Origin of the sequence: Xanthomonas sp. D-99 (assembly GCF_017746145.1) — a bacterium.
GTDB classification, from domain to species: Bacteria; Pseudomonadota; Gammaproteobacteria; order Xanthomonadales; family Xanthomonadaceae; genus Xanthomonas; species Xanthomonas cissicola.
Window position 1 is genome coordinate 130,642 of sequence record NZ_JAGHWU010000009.1, and the last position, 10,003, is coordinate 140,644.

A 10,003-nucleotide genomic window follows, 5' to 3' on the forward strand; every position below is an offset into this window, starting at 1 on the left:
CGCCCCCTGACTCAGGGGGCGCAGCCATCTCCGCTTCGCGGACATGTCCCCCAACATTCGCGGTGCAAACGTTGGGCCCCGCTACGCATCTCCTTACCCCGCGCCTTCGGCGCGCCCCCTGGCTCAGGGGGCGCAGTCATCTCCGCTTCGCGGACATGTCCCCCAACATTCGCGGTGCAAACGTTGGGCCCCGCTACGCATCTCCACACCCCGCGCCTTCGGCGCGCCCCCTGACTCAGGGGGCTGTGGGTGGTTAGGTTCACGACGATGGCGCATGATGTACAGGTTCTGCAGGACGCCACAGTCTTTTGCCACACCCTCTGCATCAATTGCCGGGAATTAAGCCCCTATCCCATCGGGAAAGCGTTGGGGTGAGGGGACGGGGCGAAGCCTCATGGCGCTGACTGCGCACAAGACTTCACACACTGCCGGCCATCCGCCAGCCGCATCACGGCAATCCCTGATGCCTCTTCGCGTCGTCCCACCCAGCATCTGCCCGGCCAGGGCTTGACCCGCACGGTATCCTAGGCGGATGTCTTCCCCCGCCCACGAACTGCTCAGCCGCGTCTTCGGCTACAACGACTTCCGCGGCCCGCAGCAGGCCATCGTCGAACACGTCGCTGCCGGCAACGATGCCCTGGTCCTCATGCCCACCGGTGGCGGCAAGTCGCTGTGCTACCAGGTGCCGGCGCTGCTACGCGACGGCATCGGCATCGTGGTCTCGCCGCTGATCGCGCTCATGCAGGACCAGGTCGAGGCCCTGCGCCAGCTAGGCGTGCGCGCCGAATTCCTCAATTCCACCCTGGATGCAGAAAACGCCCAGCGCGTGGAACGCGCCCTGCTGTCCGGCGACCTGGACCTGCTCTATGTTGCGCCCGAGCGCTTGCTGACCCAGCGCTTCCTTTCGTTGCTGGAACGCAGCCGCATTGCGCTGTTCGCCATCGACGAAGCCCACTGCGTCTCGCAATGGGGCCACGATTTCCGTCCGGAATACCGCCAGCTCACCGTACTGCACGAGCGCTGGCCGCACATTCCGCGCATGGCGCTGACGGCCACCGCCGACCCGCCGACCCAGCGCGAAATCGCAGAGCGCCTGGATCTGGTGGACGCGCGCCACTTCGTCAGTTCCTTCGACCGCCCCAACATTCGCTACACGGTGGTGCAGAAGGACAACGCGCGCAAGCAGCTGCAGGAATTCCTGGGCCGTCATCGTGGCGCGGCCGGCATCGTGTATGCGATGTCGCGGCGCAAGGTGGAAGAAACCGCACAGCAGCTGTGCGCGCAAGGCTTCAATGCACTGCCCTATCACGCCGGCCTGCCGGCAGAGGTGCGTGCAAAAAACCAGCGCCGCTTCCTGCGCGAGGACGGCATCATCATGGCCGCCACGATCGCTTTCGGCATGGGCATCGACAAGCCGGACGTGCGCTTTGTGGCGCACGTGGATCTGCCCAAATCGCTGGAGGGCTACTACCAGGAAACCGGCCGCGCCGGCCGCGACGGCGACCCGGCCGAGGCCTGGCTGTGCTACGGCCTGGGCGATGTGGTGCTGCTCAAGCAGATGATCGAACAAGGCGAAGCGGCCGAAGAGCGCAAGCGCCTGGAGCGCGCCAAGCTCGACCACCTGCTTGGCTATTGCGAATCCATGCAATGCCGCCGCCAGGTTCTGCTGGCAGGCTTTGGCGAGACCTATCCCAAACCCTGCGGCAACTGCGACAACTGCCTGACCCCGGCCGCCGCGTGGGACGCCACGGTGGCCTCGCAGAAAGCGCTCAGTTGCGTCTACCGCAGCGGGCAGCGTTTCGGCGTGGGCCATTTGATCGACATCCTGCGCGGCAGCGAAAACGAACGCATCAAACAGCTGGGCCACGACCAGTTGAGCACCTACGGCATCGGCCGCGATCTGGACGAACGCACCTGGCGCGGCGTGTTTCGCCAGCTGGTGGCCGCCAGCCTGCTGGAAGTCGATAGCGAAGGTCACGGCGGCCTGCGCCTCACCGATGCCAGCCGTCAGGTACTCAAGGGTGAGCGCCAGGTCATGATGCGCCGCGAAAATCCGGCTGCCGGGCGCGAGCGTAGCGCGCAGCGCACCGGCCTGCCGGTGCAGCCGCAGGATCTGGCGCTGTTCAACGCCTTGCGTGGCTTGCGCGCGGATCTGGCCAAGGAACAGAACGTGCCGGCCTTCGTGATCTTCCACGACAGCACCTTGCGCAACATCGCCGAGCAACGGCCAACCAGCATCGATGCGCTGTCGCGGGTGGGCGGCATCGGCGGCGGCAAGCTGGCGCGCTACGGCGCGCAATTGATCGAGATCGTGCGCGACCAGGGCTGATGCAGCAGCGTGTGTCAACACAACACCGCGCACGCCACAAAAATCCGCAAGATCGACAGCGCGCATTCAATCAGCCGTTGCTAGTTTCACAGGGCGAGCTGGCACGCGCTGCCAGCCCCTCTTCGTAGAGTCCAACCGATGAAACGCAGCCTGCTTGTCCTGGTCACTCTGTTTGCCGCCGGCAGCGTCGCCGCTGGAAGTGCGTTGGCCCAAGCCAGCGACGGCAGCCCCGAAACGGCGACCGCACGTTCGCTGGACCTGAGCATTCCGCAAGCCCCGGTGCAGCTCCGCTCCGACCCGGAATACAGCAACGACCCGCCGGGCACCTTCTACGGCGACAAGAGCGGCCCCAAGCCGGCGCTGGCCCGGCCAAGTGCCGCTTCCATCGCTGCCGAACGCGCCGAGCAATGCCAGGGCAAGCTGCATGGTGCTGTCGAGACAGGCCTGGGCTATTCCAGCCGCGGCGGCAACAGCAACTGGCAGGCGGTGAATTTGAATTCCTGCAAGACCTATTACGACGACGACGGGAAGGCGCACCAGATTGGCGTCAGCATCAGTGTCGGACGTGGTGAGGGCTCCATTTTTGGCCCGCGCTATGCACCTGGTGGCTATGGTCCGGGCCCGTTCGGCTGGTAACCATACGGCAAGGTGTGCGTTGACAGAGGGTTCACTGCCGCATCGCTGAGAATGTGGCCTGCCTTACGAGACCAGCTCATGCCACAGAACAAGGAACGGCCGGTTGTCTTCGTTGTCGAAGACGGCGACGGAACCCGACAGCTCAGCTGCCTTGTGCTGGAGAGCTATGGTTTCACTTGCCGCAGCGCCGGCTCGGTCGAAGAAGCCTTGGCCCTGATCGAAAGCGACCCGCGCGTGGACGTGCTGTTTTCCGATATCCATTTCCCGGGCGGCTTGACCGGTGTGGACTTGGCGCTCAAGACCGCGCATGCGCCGTACAACCTGCCGGTGCTGCTGACTTCCGGCCTGGCGGTCGAATATGTGGAAGAGTTCCTGCCCGACGGCGTGGCCTTCCTAGAAAAGCCCTATACCCCTGAGCAACTGCTGAGTGCGATCCGCAGCGTGATGGCCAAGCACCGCGTGCTGGCCACGCCAGTCGCGTAACACGAGCGGCCGCGACTGGACGGTTGCCCACAATCCCGGTATTAAATGCCGGCCCTCGCGCGATGCGGCGGCAACGGGGATTGACCACGACACGGTAGTACCACAGACGCGGCGCATCGCCCGGCTGGCAGTACCGTGTCTTAACACCAGGGGAAAACATGAGACATCTAGTGACCGCAGCCATTGCCATGGCTGCGCTAAGCGGTTGCGCCACGGTCATGGACGACGCGACCCAGCCAATTCGCATCGACACCAAGACCGCCGACGGGCAGCTGGTTTCCGGCGCCGACTGCGCCATCAGCAACGACAAGAGCCGGGTCACGGTGAAGTCCGGCCAGACCGCACAAGTGCGTCGTTCCGCGCGCGATCTGGAGGTGACCTGCGTGCTGCCCGGCCAAAGTGATGCCGCGGGCCGTTCCATCTCGCGCGCCAACATGGGCATTTGGGGCAACATTCTGATCGGCGGGGCGATCGGCGCCATCGTCGATCACAGCAAGGGCACCGGTTATACCTACCCGAGCTGGATCCAGTTGGTGTTCGGGCAGACGCTGAGCTTCGACCGCCATCGTGAGCACCGGGGCCAGCCGCTGCAGGGTGAGAACGCGCACGGTGTGGTGGCGACACGCAATTCCAGTTCCGGCAGCCCCACGCACGCGTCGGCGGTCACCCTGCCATTGCCGAGCGAACCGGCAGCCTCCGAGCAGGCAGTCGTTACGGCAGTGCCTGCGGCAGCCGCAGGCAACGCTGGGCCTGCAGGCCCAGCGATGTCGACCGACTCGGCGGCCAGCCGCGCCCAGGGCATCAGCAATGGCCTGCAATGCGGCACCGTGCAGGCCACCAGCGCCACGCGCTTCAGCGCGGTCTGCAGCAGCGGCACCACGGTGCAGATCGATTGTTCCGGTTTCCGCTGCACTTCCACGTTTCAGTGATGCGGTGAGCGGTGGGCACAGGCCCACGGTCATGCACAAGTCGTCGCGACGGCTGTCGGAAACGTCCCGACAGCTTGTCGGCTCTCGCCCGATTTACGTGACCGATGCCGCATTTAAACTGCAGCTACCGGACGCGAGGCCTGTTGGGCCGCTCAACTCGCGGGGCGCAGAGCACGCCCCTGCCGGAACACGGAGGAGCGAAGGCGCGAAGGCGCGACAGAATGGTCGCGCTTTCCCCCCACGATCTGCGCGTGCGTTCGTCCGTTCAGTCGTTTAGCAGGAAACGATTGCCGCCCGGCTCCATGCATGGAAGGCCAGTCGCGTCCTGCAATTGACCGCAGTGCAATTGTCATTGCAATCGCCCATCGGCTCCCCGGCACTCACTCCACGCAGCATGCCGATGTGCGCGTATCACTGTGCAAGCGCCTGCTTGGCCACCCCCTGATGCACGGGGCGATGCTTCCCGAATCACGCTGCAGAGGCACACTCCGACTCGTGCAAGGTGACTATTGCTGCATCGATCGATGCAAGGCAACGTCCGCCTCCGCGCCGCGCACGTAGATGCCCTGGGTCATCGAAGCGGCGGAAACATCCGCCTGCTTCTGCAGCACACCATGCATTTCACGCGATCAAGCAGGCTGCTCGCTAGGCTAACGTCATCGCAGCGCTGTGCTGCGCAAGACTGTCAGGAGTTCCGCATGGGCGACAATTCGTTTTTATCTCCGGCCTTCATCATCCTGGTCATTGGTGTGATTGCCGTGGTGCTGTTTCTGGTCACGCGTGCCAAGAAAAAGCGCAACAAGAAATAATCGCTGCATGCGCTGCTGGCCGTGACTGAGCACACGCGCACCCAGCGCTACGTGTTGACAGCGGCTGCAGCCGCTCACTCCGTGCTGCAGTCAGAACCGCTCGCCTGCCGGCAGGTAGCGCCATTCGCCGATCGCCAGCTTGCCCAGCGGCACCCGGCCCACGCGCAAGCGGCGAATGCTCACGACCTCCAGGCCCACTTGGCCGCACATGTCGCGCAGTTGGCCGGGCTGCACGTGCTTGATTGCAAACCGCAAGCGGTCTTCGCTTTGCCAGCTCACCTTGCAAGGCGGGAGACTGCGCTGTTGGTAGACCAAGCCATGCGCCAGCCGCGCCATTCCGTAAGGGCGCAACTCACCCCGCACTTCCACCAGGAATTCCTGCTCGATCGTGCCAGCGTCAGCGCTCAGCCGGCGCAGCACGCGGCCATCCTGGCTCAGGATCAACAGGCCGCTGGCCACCTCTTCCAGCGGCAGCGGTGCATGTAAGCGTAGGAAGTGCCGCTTCAGCACACGTACGTCGGACTGATCCAGCGCGCTGCGCGTTGCCGGCGTGGCAAGCGCCAGCGCGGCATCGACGCAGACGCCTGCCGGCTTGTGCAGCAACAAGGTGGCGGGCTCGGCAGGCACCGGCACCGCATTTTCGGCCAGGGTGACCTGCGCCGCGGTCGCTAGCGCCTGCGGTTCTTCGACCACCACGCCGTCCACGCTGACCCACCCGCCCTCGATGTAGTGCTGGGCCTCGCCACGCGAGCAGCCGAACGCGGCAGCCACACATTTATCGAGACGGATCGGATCGGACATCGGGCGAGCTCAGCATCAGGGGACGGCAGTGTACGTGCTGGCTGTTTGCCCGCGTGAGTCGCGGCCCAACGCATCGGACGGTGCGCCTGCGCAGGCCGGCACTGCCTGCTATCGACGCAATGGCAAACTCCGTGTGCACCCAGACACCGGCAAACGCTTCTGCACCGCACGACAACGTGGGAAACTCGAAGCTCACACAGGAGATCGCAGATGTTTATCCAGTTCGGCACCGCCCGGGTCCGCCTCAACCATATCTCTGTCATCAGCGACCCCTTCAACGCTGGCGAAAGCTTCGGGTCGTACTGCCACTCGGTTCGGGTCGGGCTGATCTCCGGCGAAGAAGTCTTTGCGCGCTTCAACAGCGAGAATGGCGCCAAGCAACTGCACGCAGACGTGCTCGCTGCGCTGGAAGCCTGAGCAAAGAGTGATCGCCATCGCGGCGCGCTGCGTGCGCACCCGATGGCCCCAACTGCAGCACATGATTTTCCTGCCATGCATGCTGCGGTGCGGGAATACGCGCGACGCCGCGTGCGGCCCCTTCCACTGAAGTACCTCGCACAGCCTATGCGCTATCGGGCTCGCGTCTGTCTTGTCAGGCGCCCGATGCAGAACTGGCCTGCATGCATCCAATAGCCAGTCATACGCGTCTGTCGGCCACGCGCCAATGTCGGCAAAACGTCGGAAAATCGCTGCATCACCAGCACACTTCGATCCGGCCAAATGCATCTGAATCTGCGCGCTGGGGCACCTATGTCAGGACAGCGGAAGCGAGTGTCAGGAAACTTCCGATCTGTAATGAATCAGCGGTAAGTATTTTCGATCGACAGTCTTTAGCTCCCTGAAATTCTGCCGCTAGCTGGGCAAGGCGCTTGAGTCGATGCACCCCGCATCCGCCGAGCTGCTCAGCTGTACTACCTGGAAGCGGTCATGAATGACTATCTGCAACGCCTCAATGTCGGCCGTCGCCTCGGAATGGCGTTCGGTATTCTGATTCTACTGTCGGGCCTGCTGGTGGCGACCGGCCTGATCACCATGGCCAATGCGCGTTACGAGCTGGACACCATCGTCAACAACAACATGGAAAGGATCCGGCTATCCTCCGAAATGCTCGACGCCAACACCAATGTGGCGATCGGCTTGCGCGACGTGGTGATGGTGTCAGGCGATGCGGCCAACCGGCGCGCACTGGACATCATCGAAAGGAGTCGCGCGCGCTACAAGCAAGCCCACGATGCCCTGGCTGCGATGCCAAGCAGCGAGCTCGAAAAAAAGGCGCTCGCACTGGTGCAGGAAAAGCGCGACATCTCGGTCAAGTTCAACAACCAGATTCTCGACTACGGCATGCGCGACCAGAATCAGCAGGCACAGGCCTTGCTGCAAGGCGCTGCCGCTGCGGCGATGGACCAGCAACAAGCCGCAATTGCTGCAAATGCCGCCTTGGAGCGCCGCCTCAGCAAAGATGCGTACGCCGCAGCGGTTGCATCGATGCATAACGGCAAGATCATCCTGGCCAGCGGCGGCATCGCTGCGCTGGTGATCAGCGCGCTGCTCGCATGGTTGATTACGCGCAGCCTGACCAGGCCGTTGAGCCAGGCCACGCGCACTGCCGAAGCCATTGCCGCAGGCAATCTGCGCAACGATGTGCACACCACCGCAACGGATGAAACCGGCCGCCTGTTGCAGGCCATGGACAAGATGCAACTGCAGCTGCGCAACCTCATCGCGGCGCAGACCGACATGGCCAAGCATCACGATAACGGCCAGATCAGCTTCCGCATCGACGCAACCGTTTTTCCGGGCGACTACGGCCGCATGGCCAACGACACCAACGCATTGGTGGCCTCGCACGTGGCCGTGCAAAACGATCTGGCGCGCATCATGGGGCGTTATGCCATCGGCGAACTCTCCGAAGACATGCAGCCCCTGCCGGGCGAAAAAGCTGCCTTCAGCAACACCATGTCGCAGGTCAAGCTCAACCTGTCTGCGATGAATCACCAAATCAAGCACCTTGCGCAGGCCGCCGCCAATGGCGACTTCAGCGCCCGTGGTTATGTCGAACGCTTCCAGTTCGACTTCCGCATCATGGTGGAGAGCCTGAACCAGTTGATGTCCACCGCGGACGGCAATCTGCAATCGCTATCGGCACTGCTGCAGTCGATCGCAGCGGGCGACCTCACCGCACGCATGAGCGGCGACTTCCGCGGCGTATTCGCACAGATGCGCGATGACGCCAATGCAACAGCAAGCCAGCTGGCGCAGATCGTCGGCAACATCCAGCAGTCGGCCGTGTCGATCAACGCGGCTGCCAGCGAGATCGCCGCGGGCAACCAGGATCTGTCGCAGCGGACCGAGCAGCAGGCAGCCAACCTGGAAGAGACCGCCGCCTCGATGGAAGAGCTAACCTCCACCGTCAAGCAGAATGCCGAGAGTGCGCGCCAGGCCAATCAATTGGCGATCGGTGCCGCACGCGTGGCCTCGGAAGGGGGCACTGTGGTCGGCAAGGTCGTGGACACCATGAGTGGTATCGAAGCCTCGTCCAAGAAGATCGCCGACATCATCTCCGTCATCGACGGCATTGCCTTCCAGACCAACATCCTGGCGCTGAACGCCGCGGTGGAAGCTGCCCGGGCAGGCGAACAGGGTCGTGGCTTTGCGGTTGTTGCCTCGGAAGTGCGCACGCTCGCGCAACGCTCCTCCGGCGCAGCGAAGGAGATCAAGGACCTGATCGACGATTCCGTCCAACGCGTGGCCGAAGGCTCGGCACTGGTGCACAGCGCCGGCAAGACCATGGGCGAGGTCGTGGCCAGCGTCCAGCGCGTCACCGACATCATGGGCGAAATTTCGGCGGCCTCGCAGGAGCAATCTGCCGGCATCGAACAGGTCAATCAAACCATCACGCACATGGATGAAACCACGCAACAGAATGCGGCGCTGGTGGAAGAAGCCACTGCCGCCGCCCGCTCCCTGGAAGAACAAGCCGTGCAACTCACCGACGCGGTCGCCATCTTCAAGATCGATGCACGGCAGGCACGCCGCGCAGACGCGCGCGCTACCGCACCGGTCGCGCATCTGTTGGACAAGGTACGCCACGCCTGAGCAGTGGCGTGGCCGCCGGCTGACTTTCAAAGGGGCAGCTGGCGTGAGCGCACCGCAGCGCTTGCCGGCGGCGATCGCAACAAGCCACTCACGTCCTCCCAAGCGCGCCCTGAGCGCGCGCTTGGCTGTTGCAACGGCGCAGCTACCTTTGCAGGGACACCATCTGCGCCAACGCCGCCTGTTCGCTGTCAAATAAACTGCCGAACATATCGAATTGTCGAGCAATCCCTGCACCGGCGGCGATCCGACGGCCCGGCCTGGCGGGTGGACTGCAATAGATCACCATGGACCAGCAGAATTTCCGGCTCCCACACCTGCGCAATGACTGCATAACGCTGCAGACAGAGCGATTAGCGCAGCGCCACGTGCTCGGGTAGCAGCAACAGCACACACAGCAGCAGCATGAAGACCGCGATCAGTCCATCCAGTATCTGCCACGCACGCGGATGCCGGAACACCGGCTGCAACAAGCGGGCGCCATAGCCCAGGCCAGAGAACCAACTGACGCTGGCGATACACGCACCGAGCGCAAATGCCCAGCGCAACGCACCGGGATAATGCGTGGCCAGGCTGCCGAGCAAGAGCATCGTATCGAGATAGACGTGCGGATTGAGGAAGGTAAACGCCAGGCAGGTGAGCACTGCGCGTTGCCAGTGTTCTTCGCCCTGTTGCGCCGGGGTCATTGTGCCTTCGCCGCGCCAGGCACGGCGCGCGGCCATCCAGCCATAGACTGCAAGAAATGCGGCACCTGCGTAACGCAGCAGCTGCAGCAGGCCCGACCATTGCTGCGCCAATACGCCGATTCCGGCGACACCGAGCAATATCAGCGCGATATCCCCTAGTACGCAGATCGTCACCACTAGCCCCACGTGCTGGCGCTTGAGTCCTTGCCGCAGCACCGACGTCCCCCCGATTTTGAG

The 10,003-nt window shown here is 63.8% G+C and carries 9 protein-coding genes; 7 read left to right on the top strand and 2 right to left on the bottom strand.

All coding sequences use genetic code 11. The annotated features are described in order from the left end of the window. Positions 1-532: 532 nt before the first annotated feature. From recQ to J7360_RS04870, 5 genes are all read left to right on the top strand, one after another. Positions 533-2,329, top strand: coding sequence for a DNA helicase RecQ (gene recQ / locus J7360_RS04850; protein WP_150146736.1), 1,797 nt, complete (start codon positions 533-535; stop codon positions 2,327-2,329). A 138-nt stretch (positions 2,330-2,467) separates the two neighbouring features. Then, positions 2,468-2,965 (top strand): hypothetical protein, encoded by a 498-nt coding sequence (locus J7360_RS04855; RefSeq protein ID WP_017155539.1) that lies wholly within the window; start codon positions 2,468-2,470, stop codon positions 2,963-2,965. 78 nt (positions 2,966-3,043) lie between these two features. Further along, complete coding sequence (locus tag J7360_RS04860; RefSeq protein ID WP_209033373.1) at positions 3,044-3,448, top strand: response regulator; 405 nt, start codon at positions 3,044-3,046, stop codon at positions 3,446-3,448. Positions 3,449-3,606: 158 nt separating this feature from the next. Beyond that, on the top strand, positions 3,607-4,377 hold the full coding sequence (locus tag J7360_RS04865) for a hypothetical protein (RefSeq protein WP_244664172.1): 771 nt from the start codon (positions 3,607-3,609) through the stop codon (positions 4,375-4,377). 524 nt (positions 4,378-4,901) lie between these two features. Continuing rightward, a complete protein-coding gene (locus J7360_RS04870; RefSeq protein ID WP_169790132.1) occupies positions 4,902-5,186 on the top strand; it encodes a hypothetical protein in 285 nt (94 codons plus the stop codon). Positions 5,187-5,276: 90 nt separating this feature from the next. Here J7360_RS04870 and J7360_RS04875 read toward each other — a convergent pair whose 3' ends face one another. Further along, the gene (locus J7360_RS04875) at positions 5,277-5,987 is read right to left on the bottom strand and encodes an rRNA pseudouridine synthase (protein ID WP_017155536.1); all 711 of its coding nucleotides are present in this window, start codon (positions 5,985-5,987) and stop codon (positions 5,277-5,279) included. 210 nt (positions 5,988-6,197) lie between these two features. Between J7360_RS04875 and J7360_RS04880 the strand changes: the two genes are divergently transcribed. Both J7360_RS04880 and J7360_RS04885 read left to right on the top strand, forming a co-directional pair. Then, positions 6,198-6,404, top strand: a complete 207-nt coding sequence (locus J7360_RS04880; RefSeq protein WP_057659588.1) for a hypothetical protein — start codon at positions 6,198-6,200, stop codon at positions 6,402-6,404. 510 nt (positions 6,405-6,914) lie between these two features. Continuing rightward, on the top strand, positions 6,915-9,083 hold the full coding sequence (locus tag J7360_RS04885) for a methyl-accepting chemotaxis protein (RefSeq protein ID WP_209033375.1): 2,169 nt from the start codon (positions 6,915-6,917) through the stop codon (positions 9,081-9,083). A 350-nt stretch (positions 9,084-9,433) separates the two neighbouring features. On the opposite strand, the gene J7360_RS04890 is transcribed toward J7360_RS04885, so the two are convergent. Continuing rightward, positions 9,434-9,997 (bottom strand): LysE family transporter, encoded by a 564-nt coding sequence (locus tag J7360_RS04890; protein WP_209033380.1) that lies wholly within the window; start codon positions 9,995-9,997, stop codon positions 9,434-9,436. Positions 9,998-10,003 lie beyond the last annotated feature (6 nt).

What these genes read in the sequence shown, in the direction of transcription:
- recQ (WP_150146736.1), top strand. Translation starts at nt 533, where the DNA reads ATGTCTTCCCCCGCCCACGAACTGCTCAGCCGCGTCTTCGGCTACAAC.
- J7360_RS04855 (WP_017155539.1), top strand. Translation starts at nt 2,468, where the DNA reads ATGAAACGCAGCCTGCTTGTCCTGGTCACTCTGTTTGCCGCCGGCAGC.
- J7360_RS04860 (WP_209033373.1), top strand. Translation starts at nt 3,044, where the DNA reads ATGCCACAGAACAAGGAACGGCCGGTTGTCTTCGTTGTCGAAGACGGC.
- J7360_RS04865 (WP_244664172.1), top strand. Translation starts at nt 3,607, where the DNA reads ATGAGACATCTAGTGACCGCAGCCATTGCCATGGCTGCGCTAAGCGGT.
- J7360_RS04870 (WP_169790132.1), top strand. Translation starts at nt 4,902, where the DNA reads ATGCAAGGCAACGTCCGCCTCCGCGCCGCGCACGTAGATGCCCTGGGT.
- J7360_RS04875 (WP_017155536.1), bottom strand. Translation starts at nt 5,987, where the DNA reads ATGTCCGATCCGATCCGTCTCGATAAATGTGTGGCTGCCGCGTTCGGC.
- J7360_RS04880 (WP_057659588.1), top strand. Translation starts at nt 6,198, where the DNA reads ATGTTTATCCAGTTCGGCACCGCCCGGGTCCGCCTCAACCATATCTCT.
- J7360_RS04885 (WP_209033375.1), top strand. Translation starts at nt 6,915, where the DNA reads ATGAATGACTATCTGCAACGCCTCAATGTCGGCCGTCGCCTCGGAATG.